Source organism: Kluyvera sp. STS39-E, from assembly GCF_040932435.1.
Taxonomy (GTDB): Bacteria; Pseudomonadota; Gammaproteobacteria; order Enterobacterales; family Enterobacteriaceae; genus Kluyvera.
In genome coordinates, this window is record NZ_JBFQGA010000003.1 from 182,133 (window position 1) to 200,014 (window position 17,882).

The following is a 17,882-nucleotide window of genomic DNA, read 5'->3' on the forward strand; positions in this document are numbered from 1 at the left end:
ATAACTTCACGACTACAGCAAGAGCTTAGCGCTGATTTATTGATATTGCTCAGAATTATCCCGCAGTGCACGGGATAATTCCGCTAGCCCATCGTCAGCGGTGACGTGAGGCTAGCCAAATACATTATTTGAACGTCGCCCATACCGGCGCATGATCCGACGGTTTTTCCATGCTGCGAATTTCATAATCGATGCCGGTTTCGACGCAGTGCGCCGCCAGCGACTGGCTGGCCAATAGCAAATCGATACGCAGCCCACGGTTGTCATCAAACCCTTTGGAACGATAGTCAAACCATGAGAAACGATCGTTGGTTTCCGGGTTGGCGTGGCGGAAGGTATCAACCAAGCCCCAACCAAGCAGGCGCTGCATCCACTCGCGTTCTTCCGGCAGGAATGAACATTTTCCGGTGCGCAGCCAGCGTTTGCGGTTGTCTTCACCAATACCGATATCCAGATCGGTTGGGCTGATATTCATATCACCCATGATCAGGACTGGATTGTCTTTGTTCAAATGGGTTTCCAGATAGTCCTGCAAATCCTGATAGAACTTAGTCTTGGCCGGGAATTTGGTTTCGTGGTCGCGGCTTTCCCCCTGTGGGAAGTAGCCGTTAATCACCGTCACGTTGCCAAACTCAGACGGAACCTCGGCGATGATGATACGGCGCTGTGCCTCTTCGTCATCGGTCGGGAAGCCGCGATGCACCGCAATCGGCTCGGCTTTGGTCAAGATTGCCACGCCGTAGTGACCTTTTTGCCCGTGGTAGAAAATGTGGTAACCGAGCTTTGCGACCTCTTCAAGAGGGAACATATCGTCGTGCACCTTTGTCTCCTGCAGGCCAATCACATCAGGCTGATGTTTTTCAACAATGGCTTGCAGTTGATGAGGGCGGGCGCGCAGGCCGTTGATATTAAAGGAGACAAATTTCATAGTCGTTGCCACTTTGCGGGATGAATTGTGACGGGATAGTAGCAGAATTTAGAGGGTCTCGCTGCTCTAGTACGGAGGGAATCGCCAATTTCTTTTATCGCCGCTGCCGTGTTGCCGAGCAAAAACTGCACCAGGTTTGGGCAATACGCGCCGAAATGAGGCGTAAATCTACGATAAATTTCGCAGTTGATCACAAATCCAGAACGATATTTTGCCGATGCATAATATTTCTAAATTTCGCCCTGAATAGTCCTCCTTTGTTCATGATATTCACTTTGTATGCATTATTTATGCATAACTTCCTTTCGTAACTCATTGATATTTCGTTATAGACCCACGTTTATGCAATTTTAACGCTCGCTGGCACGAACCGTGCAATCTACATTTAAGGGGAAATAACCAAAATCATTAACATAAATTAAACCATTTGTTTACTTATCGAGGTCGCTATGTCTCAGTCAATCAGCCGTCAAAATTTTGATCAGTGGATGATGCCGGTTTACGCACCGGCTCAGTTTATTCCTGTACGCGGTGAGGGGGCATGGTTGTGGGATCAGGAAGGAAAAGGGTACATCGATTTCGCCGGCGGCATTGCCGTTAATGCCTTGGGGCATGCCCATCCCGCAATGATCCGCGCGTTAACCGAGCAGGCCAGCAAATTCTGGCATACCGGCAACGGTTACACCAATGAGCCTGCGCTACGGCTGGCAAAACAGTTGATTGACGCCACCTTCGCCGACCGCGTCTTTTTCTGCAACTCCGGGGCTGAAGCCAATGAAGCAGCGCTGAAGACGGCGCGTAAATATGCCCACGACCATTTTGGCGAACACAAAACCGGCATTGTGGCTTTCAAAAATGCGTTTCACGGACGCACGCTGTTTACCGTGACGGCGGGCGGACAACCAAGCTATTCGCAGGACTTTGCGCCGCTGCCGCCGGATATTCGTCACGGCGTATACAACGACATCGAATCCGCTCGCGTGCTGATTGACGATAACACCTGCGCGGTGATCGTCGAACCCATTCAGGGTGAAGGCGGCGTGATCCCGGCGACGGCGGAATTCCTGCGTGAACTCCGCGAATTGTGCGACCGTCACCATGCGGCGCTGATTTTTGATGAAGTGCAGACCGGCGTTGGGCGCACCGGAGAACTATACGCTTATATGCACTACGGCATTACGCCGGATCTGCTCTCCACCGCCAAAGCCTTGGGTGGCGGTTTCCCTATCGGTGCACTGCTGGCGCGTGAAGAGATGGCGAGCGTGATGACCGTTGGTACGCACGGCACCACCTATGGCGGCAACCCTTTGGCCTGTGCAGTGGCGGGAGAAGTGCTGTCGATTATCAATACTCCGCAGATATTGAATGGGGTGAAACAACGCGAACAGTGGTTTAAAGAACGTCTGCAGGCGATAAATACCCGATTTGGACTGTTTAAAGAGATCCGCGGCGTTGGGTTGCTAATTGGCTGCGCGCTGCGCGATGAACATGCCGGCAAAGCCAAACAGATAAGCCTTTTGGCCGCTGAAGAGGGGCTGATGGTGCTGATTGCCGGAGCCAATGTGGTGCGCTTTGCCCCAGCGCTTATCGTCAATGAAGACGATGTGACGCTGGGTCTCAACCGCTTCGAAGCAGCCTGTGAACGCTTTATCGCGGAGACTTCATCATGATGATTATTCGTCCTATTGCGAACGGAGATCTTCCGGGCTTGCTCACTCTGGCGGGGAAGACTGGCGGTGGACTCACCTCGCTTCCCGTCGATGAGAATACGCTGGCGGCGCGTATTGCCCGCTCTCAGGCGACTTGGCAAGGCACGTTGCCGCGTGGCGATCAGGGGTATGTCTTTGTTCTGGAAGATACCCGTAGCGGCGCGGTGGTCGGTGTGTGCGCGATTGAAGTCGCGGTGGGCGTCAATGACCCTTGGTACAACTATCGGGTCGGTACACTGGTACACGCGTCGAAAGAGCTGAACGTTTATAACGCGCTGCCAACGCTGTTTCTCACCAACGATCATACTGGCAGCAGTGAGCTGTGTACGCTGTTTCTCGACCCGGCGTGGCGCAAAGAGAGCAATGGACACCTTCTGTCATCGTCACGCTTTTTGTTTATGGCGGCCTTCCGCGACTGCTTCAACCACAAGGTGGTGGCAGAGATGCGCGGCGTGATTGATGAACACGGCTACTCGCCATTCTGGGAAAGCCTCGGCAGCCGCTTTTTCTCAATGGAGTTCGCGCGCGCCGATTATCTGTGCGGCACCGGTCAAAAGGCGTTTATCGCTGAACTGATGCCAAAACATCCGATCTACACCGATTTCCTCAGTGAGGAAGCGCGGGCGGTTATTGGCCAAGTGCATCCGCAGACTGCGCCTGCGCGGGCGGTGTTGGAAAAAGAGGGCTTTCGATATCGCGATTATGTCGACATTTTCGACGGCGGCCCGACGCTGGAGTGCGAGATTGACCGGGTGCGCGCGGTACGTAAAAGCCGCCTCGTCGAGGTGGCGGAAGGGCAACCCGACGGTGACGATTTGCCGCTGTGCGTGGTGGCTAACGAACAATATCAACATTACCGCGCCATGTTGGTTCACGCCGACCCGCAGACCGAACGCCTGATGTTAAATGCCGAACAGCTTGATGCCCTAAGTTGCCACCCCGGTGACAGCGTGCGGCTAGTGCGCCTTTGCCCTCTGGAGAAAAAATAATGAGCCTATGGATTAACGGAGAATGGCTTAGCGGCGGCGGCCAGCCACGCCAGAGCGCCAACCCGGTCACCGGTGAAGCAACGTGGTCGGGAAATGATGCGTCACCGCTACAGGTAGAGCTGGCGGTTACCGCCGCGCGCAGCGCTTTCCCCACGTGGGCGCGTCGCCCGTTTGTTGAGCGTCAGCAGATTATTGAGGCATTTGCTGGCCTACTGGAAAGCCACAAAGCCGAGTTGACCGAGGTGATTGCCCGTGAAACCGGCAAGCCGCGCTGGGAAGCGGCAACGGAAGTGACGGCGATGAGCAATAAAATTGCTATTTCGCTGGCGTCTTATCACAGCCGGACGGGCGAAAGTCATGCCGATATGGCTGACGGCGCAGCGACGTTGCGCCATCGGCCTCACGGCGTGCTGGCGGTTTTTGGTCCCTACAACTTCCCCGGACATCTGCCAAACGGCCATATTGTGCCAGCGCTGTTGGCGGGCAATACGGTGGTGTTTAAACCCAGCGAACTGACTCCGCACTGCGCCGAAGCGGTGGTTAAGCTTTGGGAGAAAGCGGGTTTACCGGCAGGTGTACTGAATTTACTGCAGGGAGGGCGCGAAACGGGTGAAGCGCTCAGCAGCCAATCGGGGCTGGACGGCGTGCTATTTACCGGCAGCTCCACAACCGGTTTTCACCTGCATCGCCAGTTGGCGGGGCAGCCGCAAAAAATGCTCGCCCTCGAAATGGGGGGCAATAACCCGCTGATTGTCGATGAACCTGAGGATATTGATGCCGCGGTACATGTGGCTATTCAGTCGGCATTTATCACCGCCGGGCAGCGCTGCACTTGTGCGCGTCGGCTGCTGGTGAAACGAGGAGCCATTGGCGATGCGTTTTTACAGCGCCTCGTGGAAGTGAGTGGGCAAATTATCCCCGCTGCGTGGAACGCCGAGCCGCAGCCGTTCATCGGCGGGCTGATTTCGGTGACAGCAGCTGAACGGGTATATCAGGCCTGGCAGATGCAGGTGGAAAAGGGTGGCTCCACGCTGCTGGCACCGCGTTTACTTAAACCCGGCACCTCGCTGCTGACGCCGGGGATCGTAGAGCTAACCGAGGCTCACGATATTGCGGATGAAGAGGTGTTTGGGCCACTGCTTGGCGTCTGGCGATATGATGATTTCACCCAGGCCATCACACTCGCCAATGCGACGCGCTACGGTCTATCCTGCGGGCTGATCTCCGCCGACCGAGAAAAATTTGACCGTCTGCTGCTGGAAGCACGGGCGGGGATCGTCAACTGGAACAAGCCGCTGACCGGTGCGGCGAGCAGCGCGCCGTTTGGTGGCACCGGCGCTTCCGGCAATCATCGTCCTGGCGCATGGTACGCCGCGGATTACTGCGCATGGCCAATGGCAAGCCTAGAGTCGCCGACGCTGGCATTACCGACCTCCCTCAGCCCAGGGCTTCAATTCCCACCAAAGGTGCCGTCATGAACGCCTGGGAAGTGAACTTTGACGGCCTGCCGGGGCTTACGCATCACTACGCCGGATTGTCGTTTGGTAATGAGGCTTCGACCAAACATCAGTATCAGGTGTCGAATCCTCAGCGTGCGGCGAAACAAGGGCTGTTAAAAATGAAAGCGCTGGCCGATGCGGGATTCCCCCAAGGGGTAATCCCGCCGCAAGAGCGCCCGAACGTTATGCTGCTGCGCCAGCTCGGGTTTAGCGGCCGCGACGAGCAGGTTATTGCCAAAGCCGCCGCTCAGGCGCCGGAACTTTTGAGCGCGGCCAGTTCCGCCTCGGCGATGTGGGTCGCTAACGCGGCTACGGTTTGTCCCTCTGCCGATGCACTGGATGGCAAAGTACATCTGACGGTCGCTAACCTCAGTAGTTTGCTGCATCGGGCCAGTGAGGCCCCGACAACACAGGCCACCCTGCAGGCCATTTTCCATGACCCGGAATACTTTTCCGTGCACGGCCCGCTGCCGTCGGTAGCGTTGTTGGGGGATGAGGGGGCTGCCAATCATAATCGGCTCGGGCGCGACTACGGATTGCCGGCAACGCAGCTGTTTATTTATGGGCGCGATACGGGAAATGGTGCGATGCCGCAGCGTTATCCAGCGCGGCAGACGCGAGCGGCGAGTGAGGCGGTGGCGCGATTAAATGAGACCAACCTGAATCAGGTGGTCTTTGCCCAGCAAAATCCCCAAGTGATTGACCAAGGGGTATTCCATAATGATGTTATCGCGGTCAGCAATCGCCAGCTATTGTTCTGTCATGAGCAGGCCTTTATGCATCAGGCGCAGCTGATGCAACAGCTCAGCGAGCGCGTGCCGGGGTTCAAGGTTATTGAAGTGCCCTCATCGAAGGTGACGGTGGCAGAGGCGGTGTCGACTTATCTGTTCAACAGCCAGCTGCTGAGCAAGCCCGATGGCAGCATGATGCTGGTGCTTCCCGGTGAGGCGCAGGAGAACCCGCGCGTTTGGCGCTACCTGAATGAGCTGATTACGCAGGATAACCCTATCGATACGCTACGGGTGTTTGATCTGCGTGAAAGCATGTCCAACGGCGGTGGGCCTGCTTGTTTACGTCTGCGGGTGGTGCTCAATGAGGCTGAGCGAAAAGCGGTGAATCCGGCGGTAATGATGAACGATACGCTGTTTGCGACCTTAAATGATTGGGTGGACCGCTACTATCGTGACCGTTTGACCGCCGGCTGCCTTGTCGACCCACAGCTATTACAGGAAGGGCGCGAGGCGCTGGACCGGCTGACGCAGATCCTGCATTTGGGGTCAATCTATCCTTTCCAGCGTTAAGGAGAACCGATGAAACAATTTCTGGCGTTGACGCTGGCGGGGCGCTTGCCGCCGCAGCCGGAAGGGGATACCGACGCTTTTCACTGGGAGTGGCGCGAGGCCGGGGTGCTGCAACTGACGCCTCATCAACCCTGTTCGCAGGCGCTGGTGTTGTCGGCGGGTATTCACGGAAACGAGACCGCGCCGGTAGAAATACTGGATAACTTGCTTGGCGCACTCATTAGCGGCCGGCAAGCCCTGCGCTGGCATTTGCTGGTGGTGCTGGGCAACCCGCCGGCGCTGCGTGACAATAAGCGGTATTTACATAGCGATCTCAACCGCATGTTTGGCGCACGCTGGCGTCATTTTCCAGTCAGCGATGAAACCATTCGTGCCGCTAGCCTTGAACAAACCGTGGCGGCGTTTTATCAGCGTTGTCCGGCACAGGTGCGCTGGCATCTCGATATGCATACGGCAATTCGTGGCTCCCATCATCAGCGTTTTGGCGTGTTGCCATCTAGGGAAGAACCGTGGGATCCGGCGTTTTTAACCTGGCTCGGTTCGGCAGGATTACTGGCGCTGGTATTTCATCAAGCGCCCGGCGGCACATTCACCCATTTTACCTGCGAAACTTTTTCGGCACTGGCCTGTACGCTGGAGTTAGGGAAAGCCAAACCGTTTGGACAAAATGATTTGGCGCAGTTTGCGCTGGTGGAACGTCAACTGGCAAATCTGTTGGCGGGGGAAATGGGCGGCGGTTCGTCTGCAGTCCCGCTTCATTATCGCGTGGTGCAGCAGATAACCCGACGCAGTGCGGATTTTCGTCTTTATATGTCGGCACAGACACTCAATTTTACCCCCTTTGCTAAGGGAACGTTGCTGGCGGAGGATGGCGACATTCGCTACGTGGTGGCATCGCCTTGCGAGTACGTACTGTTTCCGAATCCCGATGTGGCTTTGGGGTTACGTGCCGGATTAATGCTTGAACGTTGCCCTCCGGTGACTTAATAAAAAATGCCGCTTAGCGCGCTGTAGCGGCATTTTTATTTTTCCTGCAAAATTATTACGGATTAATCCTAGGTAACTGCTTTATTAATAATCTGCCGTGCTTTATACTTCTTCAAAATCTCTTCTTAATCATGCATTTGATTATTTTTGTTTCCACTCTCCATACTTTATCCTCAATTTCTTCATAATTGGTTGGAAATCGTTTTTTACACTTTCATTGTTTTACGCAGGCTCTGATTAATTGACGATAAACCCCGTAAAGTTAATCTCGTCAACACGGCAATACGCCGTCAGAATAAATGAAAGTAAGGACCCGATTATGAAAAAATTAACTGCTCTGTTTGTTGCTTCAACCTTGGCTCTGGGTGCCACTAGTCTGGCTCACGCTGCAGATACCACTGCAACCACCACCACCGAAGCGGCGCAGCCGAACGGTAAAATGATGCATCAGCACAAAGGCAAAATGGGCCCACGCCACGACATGATGTTCCAAGGGTTGAATCTGACCGACGCGCAAAAACAGCAGATGCGCGACATTATGAAAGAAGGCCGCGAACACAACAAACGTCCGCCGCAGGAAGAAATGCGCGCGATGCATAACCTGATTGCCAGCGACAGCTTCGACAAAGCGAAGGCGCAAGCGCAGGTAGATAAAATGGAAGAGCAGCATAAAGGTATGATGCTGTCTCGTCTGGAAACGCAGAACAAGATTTACAACATCTTAACGCCTGAACAGAAAAAACAGTTTAATGCGAATTTTGAGAAGCGTCTGACAGAACACAAAGCGCCAGAAGGTAAAATGCCTCCTGCGCCTGCCGAATAACGTTATCGGCACACTGTCTTAAGACCGCCGGATTTGCCCATATAAACCAAATGGTTATGGGCAGATTCGGCGGTTTTTTCTTTATTTCTTCCAGAAATCATCAAACACGGTAATTGGCGGACGGCGCTTATGCTCAGTCTTCAAATACCAGCCTTCAATGGTATTAGCCTGCGCGGGTTCCAGCGTTTTGCCTTCCAGATAGTCATCAATATTTTCGTAGGTGACGCCCAGTGCGACTTCATCCGGCAGAGAAGGGCGGTTGTCTTCAAGATCGGCGGTCGGTGCCTTCTTATAAAGATGCTCCGGGCAACCCAGTTCGGCTAGCAGTTGTTTCCCTTGGCGCTTGTTAAGTCGGAAAATCGGGTTGATATCGGTACCGCCGTCGCCGTATTTGGTGAAGAACCCGGTAATAGCTTCCGCAGCATGGTCGGTACCAACCACAACGCCATGGGTCATACCGGCAATGCTGTACTGCGCTTTCATTCGCTCGCGCGCTTTTTCATTGCCGCGAACAAAGTCACTCAGTTCAATGCCCGCTTCACGCAGCGCCTGTTCGCTTGCCAGCACCGCTGATTTGATATTGACCGTAAGCACACGGTCAGGCTGAATAAAGGCAATCGCGTCCTGGCAGTCCTGCTCATCGAACTGCACGCCATAAGGTAGGCGCACGGCGATAAACTGCAGCGCACTGTCGCCAGTTTCGGCGCGCAGCTCATTAATCGCTATCTGACACAGCTTCCCGGTAAGGGTTGAATCCTGTCCACCGCTTATCCCAAGGACTAACGATTTGATAAACGGATAAGTTTTTAGATAGTTTTTCAGAAAATCGACGCTGCGACGGATCTCTTCTTTTGCATCAATCTGTGGTTTTGCGCCAAGCGCCTGAATAATCTCTTGTTGTAACGCCATTTACCCCTCCGGAAATGTGGGTCAGTCAGTATGGTTAAAGCTACCTCTTTGGCGCTAAAACGACAAGGATCACAGTTTTGACTGATGTAAATTACTCCGAATATTCCGTTAATTGGCATTGATTTAGGCGTATTGGTTGATAAATAGCATTATTTATTCCAGGCTTAATGCACTTCATAAGAAAGGAGAGGGAAGATGAATAAGAACGTAGCCGGGCTTCTGGGTGCCGCCGCTGTCATGACCATGCTTGCTGGCTGTACCGCTTACGATCGAACCGCTGACCAATTCACCCAACCGGTGGTGAAAGATGTGAAGAAAGGGATGAGCCGCTCTCAGGTTGCACAGATTGCGGGTAAACCATCCTCTGAAGTGTCGATGATCCATGCCCGCGGCACCTGTCAGACCTATATATTGGGTCAACGTGATGGTAAAGCAGAGACCTACTTTGTGGCATTGGATGATACCGGTCATGTGATCAACTCCGGCTATCAAACCTGCGCGCAGTACGACACGGATCCGCAGGCCGCTAAGAAGTAATCGTGTATTCATCGGACATCTACGAAGGCCCGACCCTAGCGTCGGGCTTTTTTATGAGAAATCATGCTTATTTCTTGTCGCGAATTATTTTGACCAAAGTGTGAAGGTAGTCAAAACGAGAGGTCAATGAGAGACAATTTCTGGGCTTTGAGAATTATCCGTAGGCAAAATGTTGCCGTATACTCAAGGCATAAACAGAAGATAACTCATCTGTTACATGCGTGGGTTGTGGGCACAAGGAACATCGCCCGGTGATGGCAGATTTCACAAGTTGAGGAAGCGTGAATGGAAAAGAAACATATCTATCTTTTTTGCTCTGCAGGGATGTCCACTTCATTGTTGGTATCCAAAATGCGGGCACAGGCTGAGAAATACGAAGTACCCGTGGTGATTGAAGCATTCTCTGAAGCGTTTGCAGCAGAAAAAGGACCTCAGGCTGACGTTATTTTACTCGGCCCGCAAATTGGCTATATGTTGGGCGATATCCAAAAGATTTTACCGAATAAACCTATCGAAGTTATTGATTCAACGTTATATGGCAAAGTAGATGGTTTGGGTGTGCTTAAGGCAGCGGTTGCTGCAATTAAAAAAGCCGCCGCGCAGTAATTTAATTATTTTTCCCGTCAAAGAGTTATTTCATATTTAATCGCCGCAATTAATGTTGCGGCCCTTTAAGGGTATTTTCTATGAGTAAAGTGATCGATTCGCTTGAAAAGGTACTCCTTCCTTTTGCTGTTAAAATAGGAAAGCAGCCTCACATTAACGCCATTAAAAACGGTTTTATTAAATTAATGCCGCTGACCCTTGCGGGGGCTATGTTTGTATTAATTAATAACGTTTTCCTGAGTTTTGGTGAGGGTTCATTCTTCTATTCAATGGGCATTCGTTTGGATGCATCCACCATTGCAACCTTAGACAGCTTTAAAGCTATCGGCGGTAACGTTTATAACGGTACCTTGGGTATTATGTCGCTGATGGCGCCTTTCTTTATCGGTTCAGCTTTAGCAGAAGAGCGCAAAGTTGACCCAATGGCGGCGGGTCTGCTTGCGGTAGCTGCATTTATGACCGTTACCCCATATAGCGTTGGCGATGCATACGCGGTTGGCGCTAACTGGCTAGGTGGTCAAAACATCATCTCCGGCATGATTATCGGTCTGGTGGTTGCTGAGCTATTCACCTTCGTTATCCGTCGCAACTGGGTGATTACGCTGCCAGATAGCGTACCTTCATCGGTCGCGCGTTCGTTCTCGGCGTTGATTCCAGGCTTCCTGATCCTGTCTATCTTCGGGATCCTCTCTTGGATGCTGTCCTCTTACGGCAGTAACTTCCACCAGATCATCATGGACTCCATCTCCAAGCCGCTGGCGGCGATGGGCGGAGTGGTTGGCTGGGCATACGTGGTCTTCAACTCCCTGCTGTGGTTCTTCGGTGTTCACGGTTCACTGGCGCTGACTGCGCTGGATAACGGCATCATGACCCCTTGGGCGCTGGAAAACATCGCGCTGTACAACCAGTACGGTTCTGTCGACGCGGCAATCGCTGCCGGCCAGCAGTTCCACTTCTGGGCGAAACCAATGCTGGATTCTTACATCCTGCTGGGTGGTTCCGGTGCGACTCTGGGCTTGATTATCGCTATCTTCATCGCGTCTCGTCGCGCTGACCATCGTCAGGTTGCGAAACTGGCTCTGCCATCAGGTATCTTCCAGATTAACGAACCGATTCTGTTTGGTCTGCCAATCATCATGAACCCGGTTATGTTTATCCCGTTCGTCTTGGTGCAGCCGATTCTGGCGGCAATCACGCTGGCGGCCTACTCAATGGGCATCATCCCACCGGTCACCAACTTGGCGCCGTGGACCATGCCTACCGGCCTGGGCGCATTCTTCAACAGTAACGGTAGCGTCGCTGCCCTGTTAGTCGCGCTGTTCAACTTGGGTGTCGCCACGATGGTCTACATGCCGTTTGTGATGATTTCCAACAAAGCGCAGGCCACCATTGAAGAAGAAGAAAGCGAAGAAGACATCGCTGCCTCTCTGAAATTCTAATGCCAATGCGGTATGGAGCAGGTCTCCATACCGCCCTCACAAAAAGGAATAGATATGTTTGATCTGGATAATGTTGTTGCTGAGGACGTGCAGGAAAACGATCTCGAAGAAGTGGTGATGGGCCTGATTATCAACTCAGGGCAAGCTCGTAGCCTGGCATATGCCGCGCTGAAACAGGCAAAGCAGGGCGATTTTGAAAGCGCGAAAGCCACCATGGAACAATCCCGCGTTGCGCTGAGCGAAGCGCACCGTGTACAGACGCAGTTAATCGAAAGCGATGAAGGCGAAGGGCGTATGAAGGTGAGCCTGGTGCTGGTTCATGCGCAGGATCATTTAATGACGTCAATGTTGGCCCGAGAGCTGGTTGCTGAATTGATCGAACTTCACGAGAAGGTACAATAGGCTTTTCCCTATGAGGCAACCTAAGATGATCAGCATGGAAATCAACACCGCCAGAGAACAACAGCTCTTCAACGGTAAGAATTTTCATGTCTTCATCTACAACAAAACGGAAAGCATCAGTGGGCTACACCAGCATGATTACTATGAGTTCACTATCGTTCTGACCGGGCGGTACTATCAGGTCATCAACGGTAAACGGGTTATGCTGGAGCGCGGAGACTTTGTCTTCATCCCTATGGGTTCTCATCATCAGAGCTTTTATGAGTTCGGTGCGACGCGAATCTTAAACGTTGGGATCAGCAAAGACTTCTTCGACACCCATTATCAGCCACTGGTCCCGTTCGCTCTGGTTGCTTCGCAAGTCTATTCGATCAAATGCACGTTTCTTAGCTACATTGAGTCGGTAATTGCATCACTTCACTTTCGTGAGACGGAATTTGACGAATTTATTGAGCTGGTTTCCTTCTATGTGATTAATCGTCTGCGACATCACCGTGAAGAACAGGCGCAGGATGTTACGCCGCCGTGGTTAAAATCCACCGTTGAAGCCATGCACGATAAATTAAAATTTGGTGAAGGTGCATTGGAAAATATGGTCGAGTTATCCGGGAAAACCCAGGAATATTTAACTCGCGCTACCCAACGCTACTATGGCAAAACGCCAATGCAGATTATTAATGACATCCGCATTAATTTTGCCAAGAAACAGTTGGAAATAACCAACTACTCGGTAACCGATATTGCGTATGAATCCGGTTATAGCAGCCCAAGTTTGTTTATTAAAACATTCAAAAAGCTGACCTCATTCACGCCAAGCAATTATCGTAAGAAGCTGACGGTTATCAAATAACGCACTGCGATATTATTTCGTAGATCTGAGACAAAGAATTTAGCTCGCCGCATATTATGCGGAGGGTAAACCACGTTTAGCTTGTGGATCTCTAGGGAGAAAAAGATATGAGCCAGAAATTAAAAGTTGTTACGATTGGTGGTGGTAGCAGCTATACGCCAGAATTACTGGAAGGTTTTCTCAAACGTTATCACGAACTGCCGGTTAGCGAATTGTGGCTGGTGGATGTAGAAGGCGGGCAGGAGAAGCTGGATATTATTCACGCTCTGTGCCAGCGCATGGTAGAAAAAGCCGGCGTGCCAATGAAGGTCTACAAAACGCTTAATCGCCGTGAAGCCCTTGAAGGCGCAGATTTTGTGACCACCCAGCTGCGTGTCGGTCAGCTTAAAGCCCGTGAGCAAGATGAGCGTATCCCGCTGAGCCACGGCTATCTGGGTCAGGAAACTAACGGTGCTGGCGGCCTGTTTAAAGGTCTGCGTACAATCCCTGTTATTTTCGACATCATTAAAGACGTGCAGGACGTTTGCCCTAACGCGTGGGTTATCAACTTTACCAACCCAGCCGGTATGGTCACCGAAGCGGTTTATCGTCATACCAACTTCAAGCGCTTTATCGGTGTTTGTAACATTCCAATCGGTATGAAAATGTTCATTACCGACGTGCTGCGTTTAAACGAGAGCGATGACCTGTCTATCGATCTGTTCGGTCTGAACCACATGGTCTTTATTCGCGACGTGCTGGTGAACGGCGAATCACGCTTTGCTGAACTGTTGGACGGCGTGGCCTCTGGTACGCTCTCTGCCAACACCGTGAAAAACATCTTCGATATGCCGTTCAGTGAAGGGCTTATTCGCTCCCTGAATCTGCTGCCATGCTCTTACCTGCTGTACTATTTCAAGCAAAAAGAGATGCTGGCTATCGAAATGGGCGAGTATTACAAAGGCGGCGCACGTGCGCAGGTTGTGCAGAAAGTTGAAAAGCAGCTGTTCGAACTGTACAAAAATCCGGATCTGAACGTGAAGCCGAAAGAGCTGGAGCAGCGCGGCGGTGCCTACTACTCCGACGCGGCGTGCGAAGTCATCAACGCTATCTATAACGATAAGCAGACCGAGCACTACGTTAACATTCCGCATCACGGCCATATCGATAACATCCCGGCAGACTGGTCTATCGAAGTGACCTCTATTCTTGGTCGCGACGGCGCGAAACCGCATCCACGCGTCACGCACTTTGATGAAAAAGTGCTGGGTCTTATTCACACCATCAAAGGCTTTGAGATTGCCGCAAGCCATGCCGCGCTGAGCGGCGAGTTTAACGATGTGCTGCTGGCGCTGAACTTGAGCCCGCTAATCCACTCTGACAAAGATGCAGAGATCCTGGCGCGCGAATTGATTCTGGCCCATGAAAAATGGCTGCCGAACTTCGCTGCCACCGTGGAGAAGCTGAAAAAGTGACAGGAGGCATGATGGAACGTTTATTAATCGTAAATGCCGATGATTTTGGTCTGAGCAAAGGGCAGAACTACGGGATTCTCGATGCCTGCAAAAATGGACTGGTCACCTCAACAACCGCGCTGGTAAACGGCGCGGCTATCGACCACGCGGCGTATCTTAGCCATCGTACGCCGGAGTTAGCGGTTGGCATGCACTTTGTGCTGACGCTAGGCGAGCCGCTGTCGCCAATGCCTGGGCTGACCCGCGAGGGAAAACTCGGCAAGTGGATTTGGCAGATGGCGGAAGAAGACGCGTTGCCGTTAGATGAGATTGCCCATGAGCTGGAGTGTCAGTACAACCGTTTCGTTGAGCTATTCGACGCGGAGCCAACGCACTTTGATAGCCATCATCACGTGCATATGATCCCGCAGATTTTCCCGCTGGTGGCGGAATTTGCGAAATCAAAAGGCATTGCGATGCGTATTGACCGCTCCATCCCGTATCCGTTTGAGATCCCGCATGGCCTTCGCAGCAGTGAGGGCTTTAGCAGTGAATTCTACGGTGAGGCGATTTCTGAAGAGCTGTTCCTGCAAACGCTGGATAGCTCAGTTGCCCGCGATGAACAGTCTGTAGAAGTGATGTGCCACCCGGCGTTTGTGGATAACACGATTATGGGCAGCGCATATTGCTACCCGCGCTTGGCGGAACTGGATGTATTGACCTCGGCATCGCTGAAATATGCGATTGCGGAACGAGGTTATCGTCTCGGTACTTACCGCGACGTGTAAGAAATTAACCCCCTCAACCCTTGCCCGGCAGCGAACCTGTCGGGCCTTTTTGTGTATGACGCGCCCGCGCTAATCCTGCTATGATAAGACTTTCCTGTTTTGTCATTAATGATTGTGAATTTAACTGCTTATGAAACCGCTTCGCCAACAAAAACGGCAGATTATCAGCTATGTACCGCGTACCGAACCTGCTCCGCCAGACCATGCCGTGAAGGTAGAAGGTTTTCGCGATGTCTGGATGCTGCGTGGGAAATATGTGGCATTTGTGCTGATGGGCAGCGCGTTTCAGCGCTCGCAGGCGTTCAGTATTCCTGAGTCGGCCCAGCGTTGGGCGGTGCAGATACGTCAGGATGGCGAAATCAACGCGTAGCCAGATACGCGGACCGAATAGAAAAAAGCCGCTGAGTTTACTCAGCGGCTTTTATTTTTGAATCACCGTGTAGGCCGGATGAAGCGATTACACCGCCATCCGGCACACTGTTAGCGATGTGCCAATTCGGCATCTTCTTCGCTGTTGAGGATCTCTTTGTCGGTCTGGCGCAGCCACTGGCTGGTCAGAGTACCGGCAGTCATCGAGCCGCTGACGTTAAGCGCGGTACGACCCATGTCGATAAGCGGTTCAACGGAAATCAGCAATGCAACCAGAGTAACCGGCAGCCCCATCGCTGGCAGCACGATCAGGGCAGCAAACGTTGCACCACCGCCGACGCCGGCAACCCCTGCGGAACTGATAGTGACCATCCCGACAAGCGTGGCAATCCACAGCGGATCCAGCGGGTTAATGCCCACGGTTGGCGCAACCATCACCGCCAGCATTGCCGGGTACAGACCCGCACAGCCGTTCTGACCAATGGTGGCACCAAAGGATGCAGAGAAGCTGGCGATAGATTCCGGCACGCCAAGACGACGGGTTTGCGCTTCCACGTTCAGGGGAATAGAAGCGGCGCTGGAGCGGCTGGTGAAAGCAAAGGTCAGTACCGGCCATACTTTACGGAAGTATTTCAGCGGGCTCACACCGTTCACGCCCAGTAGAATGCCGTGGACCACAAACATGATGAGCAGACCGAGATAAGAGGCGACCACGAAGCTGCCGAGCTTGATGATGTCCTGCAGGTTGGAGCCTGCAACGACTTTGGTCATCAGCGCCAGCACACCGTAAGGGGTCAGTTGCATCACCAGGCGAACCAGCTTCATCACCCAACCCTGCAGGGTGTCGATGGCGGTGAGAACGCGTTGGCCTTTCGGCGCGTCGTCTTTCAGCAGTTTAAGCGCTGCGACGCCCAGGAAGGCGGCGAAGATCACCACACTAATGATTGACGTTGGGTTAGCCCCGGTCAGGTCAGCAAACGGGTTTTTCGGCACGAAGGAGAGCAGCAGTTGCGGTACGCTCAGATCGGCGACTTTACCGGCGTAGGTGCTCTGAATCGCATTCAGACGTGCGGTTTCCGCCGTACCCTGTACCAGACCTTCAGCGGTCAGGCCAAACAGGTTCGTCACCAGAACACCAACAAGGGCGGCAATCAACGTGGTGAACAGCAGCGTACCGATAGTCAGAATACTGATTTTACCCAGCTGAGAGGCGTTATGCAGACGGGCAACCGCACTCAGAATGGAGGCGAAGACCAGCGGCATGACGATCATTTGCAGCAGTTGCACATAGCCATTACCGACCACGTTAAACCACTGGATGGAATCTTTCAGTACCGGATTATCGGAACCATAGATAAGTTGCAGTGCGAGTCCAAAGACCACACCCATAACCAGACCGACCAAAACCTTTTTGGCCAGGCTCCACTGTTTGTGGCGAGTCTGCGCCAATGCAAACAGCAATACGACGAACACGATAATGTTCGCGACTAGTGGAAAGTTCATCCCCATTCTCCTGAAGTATTTTTCACGCCGTCCGCTGCTGTGTGAAGTCGCTGCGGCGTGTTCTTTTTTGAACAAATCAGTAAAGATTTGTCTGGATGTGAGAAGGGTAACAGAACTGGGATTACACGCTTATATCCAAATGGAATTGATTATACCAAAAGTGTGATTAGTGCCTGATTATTGCTCAGCTCGGCGATTAATGAAGCGATTGAAGTCGGTTTGCAGCATATTGATAACCGATGAAGACCAGCGCACGGCGCTGTTTTCCGGCAGCGATTGCGGCATAAATACGGCGTAGGCGAACAGCGCCATACACAACACACGCTCCAGTTGATTCCCTTTGCGCGGGGCGAGAATAGGCAAACGAAAACGCCAGCGGCACGGCCATAGCAGCGGGACGCCTGCAGGCGTGAGCATATCGGCAAGGATGTGACTCAGATAGCCCAGCACCATGCCTTGCACCGCGTCGGCGGGAACAATCCAGCTATCGGGCACTTTGAGATAGAACAGGGTCAGGGCGGCGAATACCGCCAGCAGGCTGTGCGTAAAGCCCCGATGACCGAACATGCGAGCAATGGGTTTTGATAGCCAACTGAGCCGCTGGCCAAGCAATGAGCGCGGGTGGTCTATATCCGGGAGCAGACAGGTCAATATCGCTGACGGCACGATGTGCCACCAGTCACCTTGCGCCAACACTGGCGTCAGTTCGGCATTTTTAGCAAACACCGCGCAGGCGATGGAAAAGAGCAGATGACCTTCCGCCGTCATGATAAAACCCATTGTTCTGTAAATTCATACAGTATAGGGTTT

18 protein-coding genes are annotated in these 17,882 nt (G+C 52.6%); 14 read left to right on the forward strand and 4 right to left on the reverse strand.

From position 1 onward, the window contains the following. Positions 1 to 124 precede the first annotated feature (124 nt). Complete coding sequence (gene xthA / locus AB4K05_RS07405; RefSeq protein ID WP_368479344.1) at positions 125 to 928, reverse strand: exodeoxyribonuclease III; 804 nt, start codon at positions 926 to 928, stop codon at positions 125 to 127. A 449-nt stretch (positions 929 to 1,377) separates the two neighbouring features. On the opposite strand from xthA, the gene AB4K05_RS07410 reads away from it, so the two are divergent. The 6 genes from AB4K05_RS07410 to spy all read left to right on the forward strand — a co-directional run bounded on the left by AB4K05_RS07410 (position 1,378) and on the right by spy (position 8,236). Next, complete coding sequence (locus AB4K05_RS07410; protein WP_368479345.1) at positions 1,378 to 2,598, forward strand: aspartate aminotransferase family protein; 1,221 nt, start codon at positions 1,378 to 1,380, stop codon at positions 2,596 to 2,598. Continuing rightward, positions 2,595 to 3,626, forward strand: a complete 1,032-nt coding sequence (gene astA / locus AB4K05_RS07415) for an arginine N-succinyltransferase (RefSeq protein WP_368479346.1) — start codon at positions 2,595 to 2,597, stop codon at positions 3,624 to 3,626. The genes AB4K05_RS07410 and astA overlap by 4 nt, the downstream gene beginning before the upstream one ends. Continuing rightward, on the forward strand, positions 3,626 to 5,104 hold the full coding sequence (gene astD, locus AB4K05_RS07420; RefSeq protein ID WP_368479347.1) for a succinylglutamate-semialdehyde dehydrogenase: 1,479 nt from the start codon (positions 3,626 to 3,628) through the stop codon (positions 5,102 to 5,104). The genes astA and astD overlap by 1 nt, the downstream gene beginning before the upstream one ends. Then, the gene (gene astB / locus AB4K05_RS07425; protein WP_368479348.1) at positions 5,101 to 6,426 is read left to right on the forward strand and encodes an N-succinylarginine dihydrolase; all 1,326 of its coding nucleotides are present in this window, start codon (positions 5,101 to 5,103) and stop codon (positions 6,424 to 6,426) included. Before astD ends, astB begins: the two co-directional genes overlap by 4 nt. A gap of 9 nt (positions 6,427 to 6,435) precedes the next feature. Continuing rightward, the gene (astE, locus tag AB4K05_RS07430) at positions 6,436 to 7,413 is read left to right on the forward strand and encodes a succinylglutamate desuccinylase (protein ID WP_368479349.1); all 978 of its coding nucleotides are present in this window, start codon (positions 6,436 to 6,438) and stop codon (positions 7,411 to 7,413) included. Between the two features lie 316 nt (positions 7,414 to 7,729). Then, positions 7,730 to 8,236, forward strand: a complete 507-nt coding sequence (gene spy, locus AB4K05_RS07435) for an ATP-independent periplasmic protein-refolding chaperone Spy (RefSeq protein ID WP_368479718.1) — start codon at positions 7,730 to 7,732, stop codon at positions 8,234 to 8,236. Between the two features lie 81 nt (positions 8,237 to 8,317). On the opposite strand, the gene nadE is transcribed toward spy, so the two are convergent. Then, entirely contained in the window at positions 8,318 to 9,145 is an 828-nt protein-coding gene (gene nadE / locus AB4K05_RS07440; RefSeq protein ID WP_368479350.1) for an ammonia-dependent NAD(+) synthetase, read from the reverse strand. Between the two features lie 195 nt (positions 9,146 to 9,340). Here nadE and osmE point away from each other — a divergent pair, with 195 nt between their 5' ends. From osmE to cedA, 8 genes are all read left to right on the forward strand, one after another. Further along, on the forward strand, positions 9,341 to 9,682 hold the full coding sequence (gene osmE / locus AB4K05_RS07445) for an osmotically-inducible lipoprotein OsmE (protein WP_368479351.1): 342 nt from the start codon (positions 9,341 to 9,343) through the stop codon (positions 9,680 to 9,682). A 285-nt stretch (positions 9,683 to 9,967) separates the two neighbouring features. Further along, complete coding sequence (locus AB4K05_RS07450; RefSeq protein WP_368479352.1) at positions 9,968 to 10,288, forward strand: PTS sugar transporter subunit IIB; 321 nt, start codon at positions 9,968 to 9,970, stop codon at positions 10,286 to 10,288. Positions 10,289 to 10,368: 80 nt separating this feature from the next. Beyond that, positions 10,369 to 11,727, forward strand: a complete 1,359-nt coding sequence (gene chbC / locus AB4K05_RS07455) for a PTS N,N'-diacetylchitobiose transporter subunit IIC (RefSeq protein WP_368479353.1) — start codon at positions 10,369 to 10,371, stop codon at positions 11,725 to 11,727. A gap of 54 nt (positions 11,728 to 11,781) precedes the next feature. Further along, positions 11,782 to 12,129, forward strand: coding sequence for a PTS N,N'-diacetylchitobiose transporter subunit IIA (gene chbA / locus AB4K05_RS07460; protein WP_368479354.1), 348 nt, complete (start codon positions 11,782 to 11,784; stop codon positions 12,127 to 12,129). Positions 12,130 to 12,154: 25 nt separating this feature from the next. Beyond that, complete coding sequence (gene chbR / locus AB4K05_RS07465) at positions 12,155 to 12,979, forward strand: transcriptional regulator ChbR (protein WP_368479355.1); 825 nt, start codon at positions 12,155 to 12,157, stop codon at positions 12,977 to 12,979. A 107-nt stretch (positions 12,980 to 13,086) separates the two neighbouring features. Continuing rightward, positions 13,087 to 14,433 (forward strand): 6-phospho-beta-glucosidase, encoded by a 1,347-nt coding sequence (locus AB4K05_RS07470; RefSeq protein ID WP_368479356.1) that lies wholly within the window; start codon positions 13,087 to 13,089, stop codon positions 14,431 to 14,433. Positions 14,434 to 14,444: 11 nt separating this feature from the next. After that, positions 14,445 to 15,200, forward strand: coding sequence for a chitin disaccharide deacetylase (gene chbG, locus AB4K05_RS07475; RefSeq protein ID WP_368479357.1), 756 nt, complete (start codon positions 14,445 to 14,447; stop codon positions 15,198 to 15,200). 130 nt (positions 15,201 to 15,330) lie between these two features. After that, on the forward strand, positions 15,331 to 15,570 hold the full coding sequence (gene cedA, locus AB4K05_RS07480) for a cell division activator CedA (protein ID WP_368479358.1): 240 nt from the start codon (positions 15,331 to 15,333) through the stop codon (positions 15,568 to 15,570). Positions 15,571 to 15,680: 110 nt separating this feature from the next. On the opposite strand, the gene AB4K05_RS07485 is transcribed toward cedA, so the two are convergent. Further along, the gene (locus AB4K05_RS07485; RefSeq protein ID WP_368479359.1) at positions 15,681 to 17,072 is read right to left on the reverse strand and encodes an L-cystine transporter; all 1,392 of its coding nucleotides are present in this window, start codon (positions 17,070 to 17,072) and stop codon (positions 15,681 to 15,683) included. 177 nt (positions 17,073 to 17,249) lie between these two features. Continuing rightward, positions 17,250 to 17,840: a metal-dependent hydrolase gene (locus AB4K05_RS07490; protein ID WP_368479360.1), complete on the reverse strand. Its 591-nt coding sequence runs from the start codon at positions 17,838 to 17,840 to the stop codon at positions 17,250 to 17,252. Positions 17,841 to 17,882: the final 42 nt, after the last annotated feature.